At 48.3% G+C, this 17,819-nt stretch carries 15 protein-coding genes and 1 tRNA gene; 6 read left to right on the forward strand and 10 right to left on the reverse strand.

Annotated features, from left to right (window positions below; genetic code table 11):
- From SD53_RS08995 to pepA, 8 genes are all read right to left on the reverse strand, one after another.
- Positions 1-438: TonB-dependent receptor plug domain-containing protein (locus tag SD53_RS08995; protein ID WP_046519907.1), on the reverse strand; the 438-nt coding region annotated here is incomplete at its 3' end.
- Positions 439-754: 316 nt separating this feature from the next.
- Complete coding sequence (locus tag SD53_RS09000) at positions 755-1,918, reverse strand: trans-sulfuration enzyme family protein (RefSeq protein ID WP_046519908.1); 1,164 nt, start codon at positions 1,916-1,918, stop codon at positions 755-757.
- 89 nt (positions 1,919-2,007) lie between these two features.
- Positions 2,008-3,069 (reverse strand): isopenicillin N synthase family dioxygenase, encoded by a 1,062-nt coding sequence (locus tag SD53_RS09005; RefSeq protein ID WP_046519949.1) that lies wholly within the window; start codon positions 3,067-3,069, stop codon positions 2,008-2,010.
- A 417-nt stretch (positions 3,070-3,486) separates the two neighbouring features.
- On the reverse strand, positions 3,487-4,917 hold the full coding sequence (locus tag SD53_RS09010; protein ID WP_046519909.1) for a Na+/H+ antiporter NhaC family protein: 1,431 nt from the start codon (positions 4,915-4,917) through the stop codon (positions 3,487-3,489).
- A gap of 437 nt (positions 4,918-5,354) precedes the next feature.
- Entirely contained in the window at positions 5,355-5,756 is a 402-nt protein-coding gene (locus SD53_RS09015) for a hypothetical protein (RefSeq protein ID WP_052749322.1), read from the reverse strand.
- Between the two features lie 189 nt (positions 5,757-5,945).
- On the reverse strand, positions 5,946-8,822 hold the full coding sequence (locus tag SD53_RS09020; protein WP_046519910.1) for a valine--tRNA ligase: 2,877 nt from the start codon (positions 8,820-8,822) through the stop codon (positions 5,946-5,948).
- Positions 8,823-8,863: 41 nt separating this feature from the next.
- Positions 8,864-9,313, reverse strand: a complete 450-nt coding sequence (locus tag SD53_RS09025) for a DNA polymerase III subunit chi (protein WP_106693143.1) — start codon at positions 9,311-9,313, stop codon at positions 8,864-8,866.
- Between the two features lie 2 nt (positions 9,314-9,315).
- On the reverse strand, positions 9,316-10,821 hold the full coding sequence (gene pepA / locus SD53_RS09030) for a leucyl aminopeptidase (protein ID WP_046519912.1): 1,506 nt from the start codon (positions 10,819-10,821) through the stop codon (positions 9,316-9,318).
- A 203-nt stretch (positions 10,822-11,024) separates the two neighbouring features.
- On the opposite strand from pepA, the gene lptF reads away from it, so the two are divergent.
- Positions 11,025-12,134: an LPS export ABC transporter permease LptF gene (gene lptF, locus SD53_RS09035; RefSeq protein ID WP_046519913.1), complete on the forward strand. Its 1,110-nt coding sequence runs from the start codon at positions 11,025-11,027 to the stop codon at positions 12,132-12,134.
- Complete coding sequence (gene lptG / locus SD53_RS09040) at positions 12,127-13,191, forward strand: LPS export ABC transporter permease LptG (RefSeq protein WP_046519914.1); 1,065 nt, start codon at positions 12,127-12,129, stop codon at positions 13,189-13,191. The genes lptF and lptG overlap by 8 nt, the downstream gene beginning before the upstream one ends.
- 40 nt (positions 13,192-13,231) lie before the next feature.
- Here lptG and SD53_RS09045 read toward each other — a convergent pair whose 3' ends face one another.
- Positions 13,232-13,729, reverse strand: coding sequence for an RDD family protein (locus SD53_RS09045; RefSeq protein ID WP_046519915.1), 498 nt, complete (start codon positions 13,727-13,729; stop codon positions 13,232-13,234).
- A 173-nt stretch (positions 13,730-13,902) separates the two neighbouring features.
- On the opposite strand from SD53_RS09045, the gene SD53_RS09050 reads away from it, so the two are divergent.
- From SD53_RS09050 to SD53_RS09065, 4 genes are all read left to right on the forward strand, one after another.
- Positions 13,903-13,989, forward strand: a tRNA-Leu gene (locus SD53_RS09050).
- Between the two features lie 639 nt (positions 13,990-14,628).
- Positions 14,629-15,570: a hypothetical protein gene (locus SD53_RS09055; protein ID WP_046519916.1), complete on the forward strand. Its 942-nt coding sequence runs from the start codon at positions 14,629-14,631 to the stop codon at positions 15,568-15,570.
- Positions 15,571-15,944: 374 nt separating this feature from the next.
- Positions 15,945-16,322, forward strand: coding sequence for a PA2779 family protein (locus tag SD53_RS09060; protein WP_046519917.1), 378 nt, complete (start codon positions 15,945-15,947; stop codon positions 16,320-16,322).
- 32 nt (positions 16,323-16,354) lie between these two features.
- The gene (locus SD53_RS09065; protein WP_241481781.1) at positions 16,355-17,308 is read left to right on the forward strand and encodes a PA2778 family cysteine peptidase; all 954 of its coding nucleotides are present in this window, start codon (positions 16,355-16,357) and stop codon (positions 17,306-17,308) included.
- Between the two features lie 29 nt (positions 17,309-17,337).
- On the opposite strand, the gene SD53_RS09070 is transcribed toward SD53_RS09065, so the two are convergent.
- Positions 17,338-17,730: a RidA family protein gene (locus SD53_RS09070; protein ID WP_046519918.1), complete on the reverse strand. Its 393-nt coding sequence runs from the start codon at positions 17,728-17,730 to the stop codon at positions 17,338-17,340.
- Between the last annotated feature and the right edge of the window lie 89 nt (positions 17,731-17,819).

The following is a 17,819-nucleotide window of genomic DNA, read 5'->3' on the forward strand; positions in this document are numbered from 1 at the left end:
ATAGACTTCATCGACATAAATACCAACGCCTGATTCCAGGCCGTCATTCGTCAAGCCAATCACACTACCTAAACCCCTGATAGTCAGTGCTGTATTGCGAGGGTTTGAAGAGATTAACTGTAAACTTGGCTGTAGGCGGGTCAGTTGCTCCGTAGAGTAAGTTCCGGTTTGTTCCAAATCTTTTGCTGTGACGACAGAGATAGAAATAGGCACATCCTGTACGTTTTCTTCCCGGCGACGCGCTGTTACTTTGATGACTTCCACTTCCTTGTCTGCGCCTAAATCGGCAGCCGCTTCATCGGCTTGCAGTGAGCTTGAAAAACTCAGAGCTAACAAGGCTGTAATACCTGCTGCGGTAGCCACAGGCTTTAAGGTTTTAAATTTATTGGTTGGATGTAAGCGTGATTTGCTTACCGCTCCGTAGTATTGACCTGACATCAGATTCTCCAAAAGTTTTTTGTTAACTTCCGGCGCTCCGGTCAGTTTTTCTTCATTGTTTTCCTGGTTTTTTTATCGGAGTTTAAGTTGTGGTTGCTCCGATCCTGTCGGCATAACGATAAAATCAATTTAGCCGTCTGGACGCTTGAGATGAATGTAGAGGATATTTATATTCTTAAAAAGAACGAAATTCGTATTTGATAGTTCGTAAAGGAATAAAGGGCGGAGCTGTTCGCTCTAACCCTCTTATAAAAGTCGATAATCGGCCTAATGCGGGTACAAGATAGCTGGATCAGAGCCAAGGCTCTGATCCAGCTTATAACTTCGACAGGGCCTGAGCCAAGTCGGCTATTAAATCATCCGCATCTTCCACACCTATACTCAGGCGCACCAGATTTTCCGTGACTCCGGCTTTTTGCCGGTCTTCTGCGGTCATAGCAGCATGAGTGGTGCTGGCTGGGTGACAAGCTAAACTTTCGACGTCACCCAGGCTGACTGCCTGCGCGAAGAGTTGCAGGTGATTTAAAAATACCGCAGCTTTAGCAAAACCACCTTCGATATCCACAGCCACCATGCCACCAAAACCACTGGCAGTGTCAGCAATCGCCTGATGGCCCGGATGACTGGCGTGACCCGGATAATAGACTTTGGCTACTTTAGGATGAGCGACTAAAAAGTCAGCCACTTTACGGGCGTTTTCGATATGAGCATCCATCCGCAAGGTCAGGGTTTTTACACCCCGTTGCAGTAAATACGCTTCCTGCGGGCCTATAGGCGAGCCTATATGCTTGAGCGCCACAGTATGGATTTTCTGCATCAGCTCGCTGCGTCCGGCCACTATGCCGGCGATAATATCGCCGTGACCAGACAGATACTTGGTGCCGCTGTGCATCACAATATCAGCACCAATTTCCAACGGGCGAAATAAATAAGGCGTTAAAAAGGTATTGTCACAAATCACCAAAGCGCCGACTTTACGGGCCGCTTCAACCACAATACGGCTGTCGATCACTTTTAAGGTGGGGTTGGTGACAGGTTCAAATAACACTACTTTGGTAGTAGGTTTGACCCGATCGGCAAAGTCTTTGTCACTGCTGTAACGGCTTAAGGTGACACCGGCTCGGGTTAAAGTGTTGCGTAAAAAGGCATCAGTACCGCCGTAGACCGGGTCGATAAAAGCCACTTCATCCCCGGCATTGGTCAGCGCATACATAATGGCACTGACCGCGGCCATACCGCTGGCCACCACCAAAGCCTCATCTGCGCCTTCCAACGCAGCCAGTTTTTGCTCTAAGGCGGCGGTAGTCGGGTTAGCAAAACGACTGTAGATATAACCTGGATTCTGACCTGAAAAACGTGCCTGACCTTCTTCGGCTGTGCCGTAACTAAAGGTACTGGTGAAATACACCGGAGTGGCTAATGCGCCGGTACTTGGGTCGGGTTGTTGTCCGGCATGAATACTTAAAGTGCGGAATTTCATAATAAACCTTGGTTTTACTTTATTAATAGTTCAGCCGGGTTAGCCCGGCTGTCACATTGGAGATGGAGCTATGTATGTTTAAACTGAGTTTAAACAGCTTTTGCCAGCTCCGCGTAATGAGCCGCAGCTACATCACGGTGTGAACGTAACCGTCCTTTTAACACATTCTGGCCGACCTGATAAAACAATGGGTTATTTGGATCGCTGGCCGGACCTTTGGCTTCGTCAGCTAAATGAGACGGCAACTGCAACAGAGGCACTGTTGCATCCAGTTGCGCTGCCATAAAAAAGGCGCAGGAGTAACGCTCTATACCAGAATTCGGGCTGACGACACGGTGCAAAGTGGCTTTTAAATAGCCATTAGATGCCAGTTCCAGCAGCTCGCCAATGTTAACGACAAAGGCACCCGGCAATGGAGCTACAGCAACCCAACCTTGTTCGGTTTCCACTTCTAAACCGGACTGATCATCCTGTACCACTAAGGTCAGATACCCCGGATCTTTATGCGCGCCGACGCCTTGTTTGCTGCTTGAGGCTTTGGCATCTACACCTGGATACCGGATCAGCTTCATATGCTGATACGGACCCGCTTTGATGGTGGCGTCTAAAGCATCAGCAGGTTGCTCTAAAGCCAGCATTAACGCGCGCATTAATTTTACTGTGATATCAGATAGCGACTGCTGCCAGTCCAGTAGTTCAGTTTTCATCTGAGGCAAAGCCGTAGGCCATTGGTTAGGGCCAATTAAACCCTGCCAGGCCGGGCTAATATCGGTCTGTGCCGGCACAGCCTCTTCCCGCATCATATCAAACTGTTCGCGGATATCTGGCTGACCACGGGTGAGTTCACCGCCAAGGCCTGTGTAACCACGGAAGTGCGGAGAGTGGATCATCTGCACTTGCTGTTTATCGGCCAAAGGCAGGGCAAAAAACTGTCTGGCCAGCGCTAAAATCTGTTGTTGTTTCTGTATCGTCTGACCATGACCTGTCAGGTAAAAGAAACCCACGTCACGGGCGGCCAGACGCAATTGCTGAATAAAAGCCTGTTGCTCAACAGCAGTGCCATCCATCAGGCTCAAATCCAGTACAGGCAAAGCACTGCTGGCCCCTGGTATAGCGTTGCCGGATAAAAACTCTTGAGTTGAATGAAGCATAAAAACCTCGTTGCGCTTAGGGTTCTGTATCACAGGGCTGTGACCCTGACAGAAAGTGAGCGCATTCTAGGCTTGAGCAGAGAGTTAAATAACTAATGGATTGGTCTTGTATAGATGAATTAGAAATAACCGGATGTCCGGACAGTTAGCGGTCTTTAAGTATAAAAGTCTTGGTATCTGAAACTTTATGGAATAAAGAAGGTGCCGGTTATGCTTTCCTGGTCAATGCTTGACTAACTGGTTTATTTATCACGATATTTCGTTAAAAGTGGATAGGATTTATAAATTTGTACGTTTTTGTAGATTGAAGGCAAGTGTTTTTCTATATTTCCAAAAGTTATAACCAAGATGAATTTGGCCTGTAGCTGAAATGAAAAAGGCACCTTGCGGTGCCTTGTATTGTTCAACTTCTGAGACTTAGGCGATCAGAATAAAACCTACAAAAGCTAAACTGGCAGCAATTAAACAATAAGGCAATTGCGTTACTGCATGCGATACCAGATTACAGCCTGAGCCCTGTGCTGCTAATACAGTAGAGTCACTGTAGAAACAGGCCTGACTACCGAAAGAGCTGGCTGACAACAAGGCTCCGATCACTAATGGGATATCCGCTTCTACTGCATAAGCCAGTGGCATCACGATAGGGATAGAAACCGCAAAAATCCCCCAGGATGAACCAGTCGCAAACGACAGAATGGCCATAGCTAAAAATACGATAGCCGGCAGCATTTGCGCTGTCATATAAGGCGTCAGGTTTTCAATCACGTACTGAGGTAATAATAACTTGTCACAGACATCTTTAAACACAAAAGCTGCTATCACAGTACAGATGGCTGGCAGCATGGTTTTAAAGCCATTCATCATCACTTCCATCATCTCGCCTAATGGCATCAGACGCTGGTAAGCATAAAAAGCCAGAGTTAAAACTAAAGTCACGATCAGGCCTTTGAGTACATCAATATCGAAGTAGATGGTAAAACCAATCAGCATCAGCATAGGGACGACAAAGTTACGCAGCTTGCCATGCTTGTTGCTCTCTTCAAACTCCTGTTCCATCGAATGCACAGCATACTGATCTCCGGCAGGAACTGTCTGGCCCTGTACATGGTGATGGCTGGCGCTGGCTTCCACACCCACATCAGGCAACATATCCATAGGGGTGCCATTTTGCGCGGCCAGTTCAGCTTTTTTCATCGGGCCTATAGCCGGCATAATTTTGAGCGTGACCAGCATCACCATCAACACGGCCAGCCATGGATACAACATATAAGGAATAGCCTGAATATACACGTCCACCCCTTGTCCCGCTTCCGCTACTTTATTGTTCTCCAACAAACCGCCAAAAAAGATAGCCCAGGTCGAAATAGGAATGATGACGCAAATGGGCGCTGCCGTAGAATCTACAATGTAAGCCAGCATCTGTCGGGAGATTTTATACTTGTCAGTGACCCGTTTCATCGCTTCACCCACGCTTAACGCGTTCAGGTAGTCGTCGATAAAAATAATGCAGCCTAAGACAAAAGTCATAAACATAGAAGAGCGGGGGCCTGTCGCCAGCTTAGAGGCTGAACGACCAAAAGCCACAGCACCTCCTGTGTGGATCAACAAACCAATTAACGAACCAAAACCACCACAGACCAGAATCAACCAACCTATGGTTTCATCCTGCATCACGCTGGTCGAAATCTCAGCAAAGGTATTGAGCAACTCAAAAGGTTGAGTTGGAAACAGCATCAGCAAACCTGCAACTGCGCCCACCACAAGCGACAAAATGGGCCGCTTCAGCCAGATGGCAACAGCCATCACAACAACAGGTGGGATCAAACTTATGGCACTTGGTGAATCCATTTAAGGGTTCCTTCACAAAGCCTGGCAACGCCAGAAAAATAAAAGCCAACCGTAGCATAGACCGCATACGGAGTGTTTGGGGTTTTAGCTGCCAGAGCCCGGGACTGAGAGTACTTGCTTATCATAGCCTAAGTAATTGAAGTTGCAGAGCATCGACACGTGAACAAGACCCCATGTACATAGTCCAACTATGTGATTGGGGCGAGCGAACACAGTCAATCCAGCCGCAGCTTTAACTACAACAGGTATACACAGGTTTACCAGCTCAGGGTGAACAACAGAATGAATTTACACGGGTTAAATTCAGGCGCGCAATAATAACAAAAAAAATACTTTCTACAACGTTTGAGTGGGTGCGAATAGCCGTGAAAATGCAGAGATTGCAGGGGAAGCGTTAGGAAAAATCACTGCCGCTGGCTACGGCAGTGAATAAGAAATTACTTGGCGTTATTGACCAGTTCTACCTTCGCCAGTACATCGGCATTAAAGCTCAGTTGCACCGACTTTTGTGCAGCCTCCTGAGTTTTAACTAGTTCAGTTAAAGTCGGGTAGCTGGCTGACAAAGCTGTGACATCGTACAACCACAGAGTTTTACCGTCTTTTTCTGTTTTGCTGGCTGGTTCACCCAGTTTTTCAGCAATAGCAGCCTGAGTTGATTTGCCTTCAGTTAAACCTAAAGCGGTGCGCACTGAGGTATTCAAAGCCGCAGTTTTAGCGCTGTCTTTGGTTTCTTTCAGTGTACTGCCGACGCCATCTTTTACCGCATTTAACCAGTCAGCCTGAGCCGGAACTGCAGTCACTACCAAGGCAACGAATAAGGCGCTTAACTTTAATTTCATGCTGTCTCTTCCATTTGAGAATTTTCAGGGAACCTGCAATCTCGGTGCTGCAGGCGGCGCGGATGGTATAGCAGAATCTGCCCCAGTCCAAGTTTTTTACTGAAACTTTACATTTTTTTGCGACGACCCTGTACGGCAGAAATAAAAAGGCGACCCGCAGATCGCCTTCAACGTCAGTCAAACCGCGCTTTAAATCGCCGCTATTTGGGCCTGCTGGGCTTTTAACTTGCTGATAGCTTCTAAAGCTTCAGAGAGTTTTTCACGCTCTTTCGCCAGAACTGCTTCAGGCGCTTTGGCGACAAAACCTTCATTCGCCAGTTTGCCGGCCACGCGGTCATGTTCCTGCTGGGCTTTTTCCAGTTGCTTGGCGATACGCGACAGTTCAGCTTCTTTGTCGATTAAACCGGCCATAGGGATCAGAATATCCATTTTGCCCAAAAGCTGAGCGGCACAAGCTGGTGCTGTGTCGCCATCGGCCAGTACAGTAATAGCTTCTAACTTCGCCATATTCTGCAGGAAGGCCATGTTGTTTTGTAAACGGCGGCTGTCGTCGCTGGTCAGGTTGCGCACCAGTACAGATAACGGCTTACTTGGCGCTATATCCATTTCACCCCGCACGTTACGAATCGCAACGATAAAGCTCTTCACCCATTCCAGATCAGCAGTAGCAGTTTCATTCACCAGCGCCTGATTAAATTCAGGGTACGCCTGCAGCATAATGCTGTCGCCTGCTTTGATGTCGCTTCTAATCATAGGTGCAACACGCTGCCAAATCTCTTCAGTGATAAATGGCATGATCGGGTGCATTAAACGCAGCAAGGATTCCAACACTGTCAGTAAAGTATGACGTGTACCACGTTGCTGGGCTTCAGTGCCTTTAAATAACACAGGTTTGGTCAGCTCTAAGTACCAGTCACAGAACTGGTTCCAGGTGAATTCGTACAGCGTATTGGCCGCCATATCAAAACGGTAGCTGTCTAAATAACCACGGAATTGACTGATGGTTTGCTGATACTGGCTGATAATCCACTGATCGGCTAAGGACAGCTCCATCTCGCCAGCTTTACCGTCAACAGCCAGACCACAATCTTTTTCTTCGGTCATCATGGTGACGTAACGGCTGGCATTCCACAGCTTGTTACAGAAGTTGCGATAACCGTCTAAACGTTTCATATCCCAGTTGATATCACGGCCTGTGGAGGCCAAAGCAGCTAAGGTGAAACGCAAAGCATCAGTACCGCTGGCTTCAATACCTTCAGGGAATTGCTTTTTAGTCTGGTTGGCAATTTTTTCGGCGAGCTGCGGCTGCATCATATTGCTGGTGCGTTTCGCCAACAGGTCTTCCAGACTAATGCCGTCAATCATGTCCAGCGGGTCAATCACGTTGCCCTTGGACTTGGACATCTTGTCGCCGTTTTCATCACGAATAAGGCCAGTCACATACACCGTCTTAAAGGGCACCTGCGGTTTGCCATTTTCATCTTTGATGAAATGCATCGTCATCATAATCATCCGGGCAACCCAGAAGAAAATAATGTCAAAACCTGTCACTAACACATCGGTCGGGTGGAAGGTTTTTAAATCTTCAGTGTTTTCAGGCCAACCTAAAGTCGAGAAGGTCCAGAGCGCAGAGCTGAACCAAGTGTCCAGTACATCGTTGTCCTGACGTAATTTCACGTCATCGGCTAAAGCGTGTTTAGCACGAACTTCCGCTTCATCGCGGCCGACATAGACTTTGCCTGCTTCGTCGTACCAGGCCGGAATACGGTGGCCCCACCACAGTTGACGGCTGATACACCAGTCCTGAATGTCACGCATCCAGCTGTAGTACATGTTCTCGTACTGCTTAGGTACAAACTGAATGTCGCCGTTTTCCACAGCTTCAATGGCAGTTTTCGCCAGAGGCGCAACCCGCACATACCATTGGTCGGTCAGTAAAGGCTCAATCACCACACCAGAACGGTCGCCGTACGGCAGGGTGTTGTTGTGATCTTCTACTTTATCCAACAGGCCAGCCGCATCAAAAGCCGCTACTATGGCTTTACGGGCTACATAACGGTCCAGACCCTGAAATTCAGCAGGGATCAAGGTGTTATGCGCCGGGTTAGCTTCGCCATTCGGGAAGAAACACTCGCCTTCAGTGCGGATCGTAGCGTCAGCTGTCATCACGTTGATCATCGGCAACTGATGGCGTTTACCTACTTCGTAGTCATTAAAGTCGTGAGCTGGGGTGATTTTGACGCAGCCTGTGCCTTTGTCTTTATCGGCATGCTCGTCAGCCAGAATCGGAATTCGGCGATTCACCAACGGCAGCAGTACTTCTTTGCCAATCAACGACTGATAACGTTCATCGTCCGGGTTCACTGCTACACCTGTATCGCCCAGCATAGTTTCAGGACGGGTAGTGGCCACTACTATGTAGTTTTTGCCATCAGCCGTAGTGACGCCATCAGCCAGCGGGTAACGTAAGTTCCACAGGTGGCCTTTTTGTTCTTTGTTTTCTACTTCTAAATCAGAAATCGCCGTATGCAGCTTCGGATCCCAGTTCACCAGACGTTTGCCACGGTAAATCAAATCGTCTTGATACAAACGGACAAAGACTTCCTGCACGGCATTCGACAGGCCTGCGTCCATAGTGAAACGCTCTTTGTCCCAGTCGACTGAGTTGCCTAAACGGCGCATTTGTTCAGTGATGGTGCCACCGGATTCGGCTTTCCATTCCCATACTTTTTCAATAAAAGCCTCACGGCCCATGGCGTGGCGGTCTGGTTTGCCTTCGGCTGCCAGTTTACGTTCCACTACCATTTGAGTCGCTATACCAGCGTGGTCAGTACCCACCTGCCATAAAGTGTTTTTACCCAACATACGTTTGTAGCGGGTTAAGGCATCCATGATGGTTTGCTGGAAGGCATGGCCCATATGCAGGCTACCGGTCACGTTTGGTGGTGGGATCATGATGCAGTAAGCACCATTGCTGTTATCACCACTTGGCTTGAAATAGCCTTTGCTTTCCCATGCCTGATACATGGCTTGTTCAACGGTACTTGGGTTAAAAGTCTTTTCCATCTTCGTTACCTGAAACTCTCACTAAAAACGCAGGCCGGCCATCAGAGCTGCACTGTTTGCGGGGTTAACCCCGACTGGCGATAAAATTTAAAGCGTTCACGCGCCTGAACTTTAAGTTGTTCTTCGGCCGGAACAAATTCGATAATTTGTTGAAAACGCTGACTAAAAGGCGGCACTGTTGCCGACAGGTTAATTAAAACCGGCCTCGCGTTGCTTGGAGGCAGCCAACTGATTTCTACCGGAGCGCCCCGTGCCGGGCCTTCGCCCGCCAGATTGTGTGGTACAAAACGCTCTGGATCAAAGCGCCATAATACCTCATCCAGCAGTTCGGCGTCCGCCTGATTTTGGCAGAACACAAAAACCCGCTGTCCGGCCTGATACAAATCGGCACAGAGTTTGGCGGCTACATGAAAAAAAGCTGGCTCGGTTGCCAGCTGTGATTCAGTGTCTGCTGAGTGTTCCGGCAGCAGATAAAAACTGACTTGAGGCACTGTTATCCCTCGATGTCGGTTCCGACACGGTTAATTAAAAACTGGGTCAACATAGCCACAGGGCGGCCTGTTGCACCTTTGTCTTTACCACCACTGCGCCAGGCAGTACCGGCAATATCCAAATGTGCCCAGTTGTATTTACGGGTGAAGCGCGACAGGAAACAGGCGGCGGTAATAGTACCGGCGGCACGGCCCCCTAAGTTACTGAAGTCCGCGAACGGGCTTTCCAGTTGGTCCTGATAATCATCCCACAAGGGTAAACGCCAGGCTCTGTCACCACTTTGCTCTGAGGCATTTAAAATTTCATGCGCCAGCGGGTTGTGGTTACTTAATAAACCTGAGGCGTGTTTACCCAAAGCAATGACACAAGCGCCGGTTAAGGTGGCGACGTCAATCACCACGTCCGGGTCAAACCGCTCAACATAAGTTAAAGCGTCACAGAGCACTAACCGGCCTTCAGCGTCCGTGTTGAGTACCTCAACCGTCTGGCCCGACATAGTGGTTAAAATATCACCAGGGCGATAAGCGCGGCCATCCGGCATATTTTCAGCGCCAGCCAGTACAGCCACCATATTAATAGGCAAACCTAAGCTGATCACCGCATGCATAGTGCCCAGCACTGAGGCTGCGCCACACATGTCGTATTTCATCTCGTCCATCGCATCGCTGGGTTTGATGCTGATGCCACCTGTGTCAAAGGTTAAGCCTTTACCCACCAGCACCACAGGTGCGCTGTTATCCATAGCACCCTTGTATTTTATCACCGCCATTTTGGCTTCGTTTTCTGAACCACGGCCAACAGCGAGGTAGGAATGCATACCCAAAGCGGCCATTTCCGCCACACCCAGCACTTCGACTGATACATTATCGTGCTGCGCTAAGGCCAGGGCCTGATCGGCCAGATAAGCCGGAGTGCAAATGTTCGGCGGCATATTCGATACGTCTTTACAGACCTTGATACCAGCAGCCACTGCCAAGCCATGTTCAACGGCTTTTTCGCCTATGGTTAAGTCGCGACGGGTCGGTACGTTAAAGACAATTTTACGTAAGGGGCGACGGGTTTCGTCTTTACGGCTTTTTAGTTTGTCGAAGACGTATAAACAATCCTGAGTGGTTTCCACCGCATGACGCACTTTCCAGTAAGTATCACGGCCTTTGACATGCAGCTCAGATAAGAAACACACAGCTTCCATTGAACCGGTTTCGTTTAAGGTGCTGATGGTTTTGGCGATGATCTGACGGTACTGGCGCTCGTCTAATTCGCGCTCTTTACCACAACCCACCAACAGCACGCGTTCACTCAGTACGTTAGGTACATGGTGCAATAACAACATCTGACCGGGTTTGCCTTCTAAATCGCCCCGACGTAATAAATTGCTGATGTAGCCTTCGCTGATTTTATCCAGCTGTTCGGCAACCGCTGACAAGCGGCGCGGCTCATAAACGCCGACAACGATACATGCACTTCGTTGTTTTTCCGGACTACCGCTTTTTACGCTGAACTCCATGCTCACTCCTGATTCTAAGACTTCCGGCCACTATACCAAGTTAGTTTGAGGTTACAGTGGGCTTCTTTGTGATGATATTTTGTCCTGCTTTATAAAAAAGCTCGGATTTATCGCCACTTTAGTCAATAATAATTGCTGTAAATATCCAGTTTACTTAAAAATCGTCAGGGTTCCAGCAAAAAGACAGGTTTTAGGGGGCATTTTTGATTGTTTTTCGTTATCTGATTGGTGAAGTGTTCAAATCCCAATTAGCGGTCTTCCTGATCCTGATCACTATTATCATGAGCCAGCGCTTTGTGAAAATTCTGGCCGACGCATCAGACGGTGATATTCCAGGCCAGTTAGTGCTGACCATACTGTCGTTGAAATTGCCACAACTGGCGGTAATCATCATTCCTTTGAGTGCTTTCTTAGGAGTGCTAATCGCCTATGGCCGGATTTACGCCGACAGTGAAATGACAGTGTTGCATGCCACCGGCATCAGCGAATGGTATATCACCCGATTAACCTTAATTTTGTCCGTGGTCATAGCGCTGGGTGCAGGTTTTGTTACTTTGTACTTAAGCCCCTGGGCGACAGAGCGTGAATATCAAATTCTTGAGAAAGCCGAAGCGGACTCTGGCCTGAGTAGTTTAATTCCGGGGCGATTCCAGCAAACCTCCAATGAAAAAGCCGTAGTTTTTGTGCATGAAATCAGCAGAGATGGCGGCCAGTTAGAGCGGGTGTTTCTGGCTCAGGCTCCGGCCCGGGAAGGCGGGCAGACCTCTATTGTCTATGCTGAATCCGGCAATGTAAAAGAGGACGCCAGTGGCGCTCAAATGCTGGAGTTAAACAGTGGCCGCCGTTATGCCGGTGAAACCAGTTCTCCGGCTTATGAAGTGGTGGAGTTCGGAAAATACCAAATTCAAATTCGTGAACAGCAAGTCGAACAAAAACGCCGGAAATTATCCAGTTTGCCAACCTCCGAACTTCGCAGTCAAAAAGGCCCCGAAGCCTCAGCCGAGTGGCAATGGCGTATCGCTATTCCTTTATCCATTCCTATCTTGATGTTAATCGCAGTGCCACTGAGCAAAGTCAACCCACGGCAGGGCAAGTTTGGCCGTTTATTGCCAGCTTTGGCTTTGTATCTGCTGTATTACATTTTGCTGATTGCCAGCCGCTCCGCCATTGAAGACGGTAAAATTCCGCAGCAATTGGGCATGTGGTGGATCCATGGCCTTGGGCTTTTGTTTGGTGTAGTTCTGCTGGTGAAACACCGCACAGCCGGTCAGAAGTTCAAAGCATTAATCACAGGGCGTTCTTCTCATGTTTAAGATCCTCGACCTGTATATAGGCCGCACCATATTAACCACAGTGTTGATGACAGTCTCTGTGCTGATGATTTTATCCGGCATGTTCAGATTTATTGACCAGCTACGTTTAGTGGGGCGCGGTGACTACGATATGTTATCCGCTGGTTTATTTACTTTATTCAGTGTGCCTGGTGACTTAATACTATTTTTTCCTATGGCAGCTTTAATAGGTGGCTTAGTTGGCTTGGGTATGCTGGCCAGCAATAGCGAGCTGGTGGTGATGCAGGCGGCGGGCTTGTCGCGCCTGAATATTATCAACTCTGTAATGAAAACCTCGTTGCTGATGATGCTGATTGTGATGTTAGTCGCTGAATTTGGCGCGCCAGTGGCCGAAAAAACCGCTCGCGAACTGCGTACCAAGGCCATATCCGGCGGTGATTTAATCTCAGCACGGCAGGGCGTATGGGCCAAAGACGGTGACAACTTCATTAACATCAAACAAGTAGACGACTTTGGTAATTTAACCGACTTAACCATTTACGAGTTTGATACTGACTTAAAACTGCAGGCCATCGTCAGTGCTAAAACCGCTGTCTTTGTCAGTAATTCCTGGCGTTTAAGCGATGTCAGCCGTCTGCATTTTCGCGATGACAGAGTAGAGAAACACCAGTGGCAGGAACAGCGCTGGCGCTCGACCTTAACGCCGGACAAATTGGGTGTGGTGTCTATTAAACCTGAGTTATTATCGCTCAAAGGTTTAACGGATTACATCGATTATCTGGACAGCAACCAGCAGGATGCCAGCAAATTTGAACTGGCGTTTTGGCGCAAGGCGACTCAGCCTCTGACCATTATTGCAATGTTGCTGGTGGCTTTGTCTTTTATCTTTGGACCACTGCGCAGCGTCACTATGGCGGCCCGCATCTTGATGGGGATTCTGACCGGTTTTGCCTTTTATATGAGCGATCAGGTGTTTGGCCCTGTGGCTCTGGTCTACCAGCTACCGCCGGTGTTTGGTGCTGTATTGCCGTCGGCCTTGTTTATCGGGCTGGCGATGTATTTATTGCAGAAGAAATAAAATGGATGGGGTCTGGCTTTCAGCCTGACCCCATCCATTATTAACCCGCTTTACGATGTAAATTCAGCTCTTTGCTTTCATCTTTGGTCAGCTTCACTACTATGGTGTTGCTGATTTGATCCTGCAGCGCTAAGCCTTTGCCCCAGCGGATCCACAACCAAAAGTTCCCCAGGCCCAACAAAGACACCACTAAACGTAGCAGCGCTTGTTTTAGCGTGATGGGAGAGCCATCGGGTTGGATCAACAAAATACGCCAGGCGCGCATCCCGAGGGTTTGACCAGCTTTCACCCAAAAGTAGAGGTAAAACCACAAAAACACCAACAGCGAATAGAGCTGAAACCAAATCGCATGTTTCTGAATAAAATCGGCCTGATCCTGATAAGCCGCCAGTGAAACCAACCCCAGCTTATCCAGAATAGTCACCAGCAACAGCGCCAGACCCATAGCCAGCATCCAGAGCGCCGCCAAAATCAGCACGTCATAAACAATGGCCGCTAAACGGCGGAACAAACCCGCCTTTGGAGATTCGTGATACATCAGTGTGTCCTGACTTTTATTGATTATGTAATTGGCGCTAAGTGTATCACGCCGCTTTGTTTTTTCGAAACTGCTGCAAAAATGCGCAACCACGCAAGCAACTGAAACTTTTGCTTGCGCCGCGCTATTCGCTTTGTATAATGCAAGCGTTTACTTCTGTACGACCCCTCAATGCCTGGGTGGCGAAATCGGTAGACGCAGCGGATTCAAAATCCGCCGGGGGAAACTCCGTGTCGGTTCGAGTCCGACCCCAGGCACCACATTGTTATGCATTGACAGCAACTACTTAAATCATACGTTAGCCAGCCGTAACACCTAAACCTGAGTGCCAGGGTAATGTTTTTGTTTGCGCAGAGCTGCACGTTCTGCTCTATCACGGAGCATCAGTATCCCCGGAGGATCTGGAATTCAGTAAAAAGACAAAGGCGGGAGTGTTACTAATAACTTTTAACAATATCCTGTTGCTTTGCATACAACTCTTAACCCATCAATGACGTTATTTCTACCATAATGACAGCCCTATCTACCTCGGCGCTGAGCAGCGCAGTCTGAATCCAATATGGGTTATGTTTAAGCTTATGAGAACGACTTACCTTTCCTACGTTGTTGCACCTCTGCTGAGTGTCATACTGCTTGGTGGGTGTGGGGGGGCTGATGGTTCAGCCATTGACCAGCCACCACAGCAAAGTTGTGGTAGTTGGCCGGCGCACCTGAATCCTTTGCCCGTCTCCTCCGGGCACAGCAGTTTCACTCAGGTCATCCTGAAAGATCGCTGTACTCTGTGGGTTTCTGGTTATTACGGATCCAGTAGTAGGGCAACTGCTGAGGGTAACAGTGCAGGATTTGTTTCCCAGCTAAGTCTGAACAGTCAGGGACAAGTTCAAACGGATTGGAGTTACTTGTTAGATACCACGGGTACTGACAGTATCGATGTTTTGCAGCAGCAAGGTACAGATTTGATTTTTGCTGGTAGTACGAGTGGTGCTGTCAATGGAGCCGTGAATGCGGGCAAGGCCGATGTGATTCTGGGGCGATTAGCATCAGATGGACAACTAAAATCTCTGGGCCAGTTTGGTTCAGAGCGCCCAGACCGTATCACTGCAGTGTTGCCATTGGCGAATCAACAATGGATGTTGTTCGGTTATACAGATGTTTATGTACCAACTAATTACGTGGCTGAATGGGAGGATGGTCTGCAAATACTGGTCACAGAACAACAACATCAATTTAGCCTCTCTGAGCTGCGTTTAAATCGAAGTGCTGAACCAGACCGTTACTTACATGCAGTACAGGATCCAAAAAATCCAGACATATTTTGGTTAAGCAGACATCAATACTCAGGGACTCAGCAGGGGATTCTGATCGAGCAAATCAACAGTACGGGTCAACTTTTGTGGCGTTCGCATTTGTCCAGCAATGGGCTGGACCAGGTCGCGGCTCTGTACTTAGATAACCAGCAATTAGTGGTGGCAGGTTCAACTTACATGAAATTGGGCAATCAGCAATTTGGTAGTGCTGACATATTTATTGCTCACCTCTCTGCACAATCAGGAGATGTGATGAATCTAGAGCAATATGGCACGGCTGGGTTAGACTGGGTGACTAACGGGACCCGCTATGGCAATGATCTATTACTGAGCGGTGAGTGGCAACAAGGTGACAACACTACACAGCTAACCAGTCTGCCTTTTGTGTTCAAACTAGCCGATCAACAACTGGACTTGCTACAAAACTCTGGTGAGCACTACAGTCTGGCGATCCACAGTTTAGGTAACAGAACTGTAGTGGCAGGCTACAACCTTCATCTGTCGCAAGCTCGTGCCAGTCTCTATTTTTATTAATCCTGACGTTGCCAGATATTGCGATGATACTCTTAGTTAGTTGCTTGAGTCTGCACTTGCATATGGGCAGACTGAGGCAGTTTCAGGCTTTGGTTCTTCTGCTCTGGACCAGTGCTTGGATCGCAAAGTCACGACAAAACATCAGGTGATCTGAGGCGCTGAGGGTAAAGCGTATGATGGATGTTTTGTCTTTTTACTCTTTTGTCGGCTCTTCCCTTTCGAGCCAGTTATCTGACTTATCTTCTGCTTCACAGGTAGCAACAGCTTTATTGCGCATATGCTACAGATGCTTTACTCTTCAACTGGTCAATGCTTTGAATTTTATCTAAAAACGGTTTTTGCCAGAAAAACAACAAACTTAAGGATAAATAACAATGAATAAATTTTTAAAAGCCAGCATGCTCTGCCCAATGTTAGTGCTTGGTATGGGCCAGGCCAGTGCCGCAGTGTTCAGTTCAGAGCAGGTGATTGCTAAGCAGCAGTTTAACTTTAACAAACAACAGGTTTTGTCCTTTGTCGACAGTGCCGAAGTGCAGAATAAACTGATTGAGCTGGGTGTCAGCCCTGCCGATGCCAAACAACGTATCGCCAATATGACGGCCGAAGAGCTGAATGCGCTGAATACGCAGATGAACGACATGCCTGCTGGTGGTGTGGTCGGCGCTATCGTGACGGTATTAGCCATTATTGCGCTGCTGGATTTATTGGGCGTTACCGACGTTTACCCTTTTATCAATCCAATTAACCGTTGAGTTTGATAGTTTTACTACGACAAGCCTGCCTTGTGGCGGGCTTGTTGATTATGCTGGCAGGCTGCCAAACACCGCCGCAAACCAAGCAGTTACTGGCCAAGCCTCCTGCTATAGCCCGTCAGCATCTGATCCCGCAGGTGCCATTTTATCCGCAGCAAGAGTATTTTTGTGGCCCAACGACCTTAGCTGAGGTGGCTGGTTTTTATGGCCTGAAAAAACAGCCTGCGAGCATAGCGCCTGCTACTTTTATCCCGGGTTTACAGGGGACTTTGCAAATTGAAATGGCAGCAGCAACACGGCAATTGGGTTTAGTCGCCTATGAGCAGCGTGGCAGTATGAGCCAGTTGTTAAGTCTGGTGGCTGAGAATATTCCCATTATAGTGCTGCAAAATAATGCAGTGGCCTGGTTACCACAGTGGCATTATGCCGTGGTGATTGGCTACGACCTGCAAAGCAACGAAGTGATTTTACACACCGGAGTGACGCAGGCCTATCGGCTGAACTTTGCCACTTTTGAACGCACCTGGGCGCGGGGCAATTACTGGTTATTAGCCATGTTACCGCCTGACAAAAGCAGCGCGCAGTTAGATCCTTTTATTTACACCAAAGCCAGTCAGGATTTACTTCAGACTCAACAGTTTGAGAGTGGTATCGCAGCGCTTAAAACTGCGACCAGCCAGTGGCCTGACTATTGGTTGCCATATTTTTTGCTGGGTAATTATTATTTTCAACGTCAGCCTTTAGTGGCCGCAGAGTGGTTTGAACAAGGTCTGCCTTATGCCCGGCAGGAGATAGCTTATCTGAATAATTACGCGGTGCTGCTGAGTGAACAAGGCTGTAAGGAACGGGCTACAACATTGATTGAAGCGGCGTTGCAGCTTGCTCCCAATGACAGCAACGTGCTGGATAGCGAAAAACAAATCCGTGCGTCAACAGCTGTGGATTTACGGGCGGGTGTAGAATGCAAGTTGCAGGCGGCCTACTAGATGTTGGCTGCCTGCGTATCCTGGCCTGATTACCCAGGGATACGGGCTATCACTTTAATCTCAAAATCAAAGCCAGCTAACCAGTTCACACCGACTGCAGTCCAGTTTGGATAAGGTGGAGTACCAAAGATCTGTTGTTTCACTTTCATAATGGCGCCAAATTGCTGTTCTGGGTCGCTGTGAAAAGTAGTGACGTCGACTATGTCATCAAAGCCACAGCCAGCAGCAGCGAGAGTCGCTTTGAGATTGTCAAAGGCTAACTCAACCTGAGCTTCAAACTCAGGTTCCGGACTGCCGTCTGCGCGACTTCCGACCTGACCAGATACAAACAACAAATCGCCTGAGCGGATGGCGGCTGAATAACCATGCTCTTCATACAGTGCATGTCTGCTGGCGGGAAAAATAGCTTCTCTTTTGGTCATGGTCGTGCTCTCTTTGGTAAAGGTTTGAATGGTCCTGTATGTTGAATTGGTTTAACATACGAGGCGTATGTAGAATATCTCGCATACGC

The organism is Rheinheimera mesophila, assembly GCF_000986865.1.
Classification (GTDB): Bacteria; Pseudomonadota; Gammaproteobacteria; order Enterobacterales; family Alteromonadaceae; genus Pararheinheimera; species Pararheinheimera mesophila.

Excerpts from the sequence above, each read along its gene's own strand:
- SD53_RS09000 (WP_046519908.1), bottom strand. The coding sequence starts at position 1,918 with ATGAAATTCCGCACTTTAAGTATTCATGCCGGACAACAACCCGACCCA.
- SD53_RS09005 (WP_046519949.1), bottom strand. The coding sequence starts at position 3,069 with ATGCTTCATTCAACTCAAGAGTTTTTATCCGGCAACGCTATACCAGGG.
- SD53_RS09010 (WP_046519909.1), bottom strand. The coding sequence starts at position 4,917 with ATGGATTCACCAAGTGCCATAAGTTTGATCCCACCTGTTGTTGTGATG.
- SD53_RS09015 (WP_052749322.1), bottom strand. The coding sequence starts at position 5,756 with ATGAAATTAAAGTTAAGCGCCTTATTCGTTGCCTTGGTAGTGACTGCA.
- SD53_RS09020 (WP_046519910.1), bottom strand. The coding sequence starts at position 8,822 with ATGGAAAAGACTTTTAACCCAAGTACCGTTGAACAAGCCATGTATCAG.
- pepA (WP_046519912.1), bottom strand. The coding sequence starts at position 10,821 with ATGGAGTTCAGCGTAAAAAGCGGTAGTCCGGAAAAACAACGAAGTGCA.
- lptG (WP_046519914.1), top strand. The coding sequence starts at position 12,127 with ATGTTTAAGATCCTCGACCTGTATATAGGCCGCACCATATTAACCACA.
- SD53_RS09045 (WP_046519915.1), bottom strand. The coding sequence starts at position 13,729 with ATGTATCACGAATCTCCAAAGGCGGGTTTGTTCCGCCGTTTAGCGGCC.
- SD53_RS09060 (WP_046519917.1), top strand. The coding sequence starts at position 15,945 with ATGAATAAATTTTTAAAAGCCAGCATGCTCTGCCCAATGTTAGTGCTT.
- SD53_RS09070 (WP_046519918.1), bottom strand. The coding sequence starts at position 17,730 with ATGACCAAAAGAGAAGCTATTTTTCCCGCCAGCAGACATGCACTGTAT.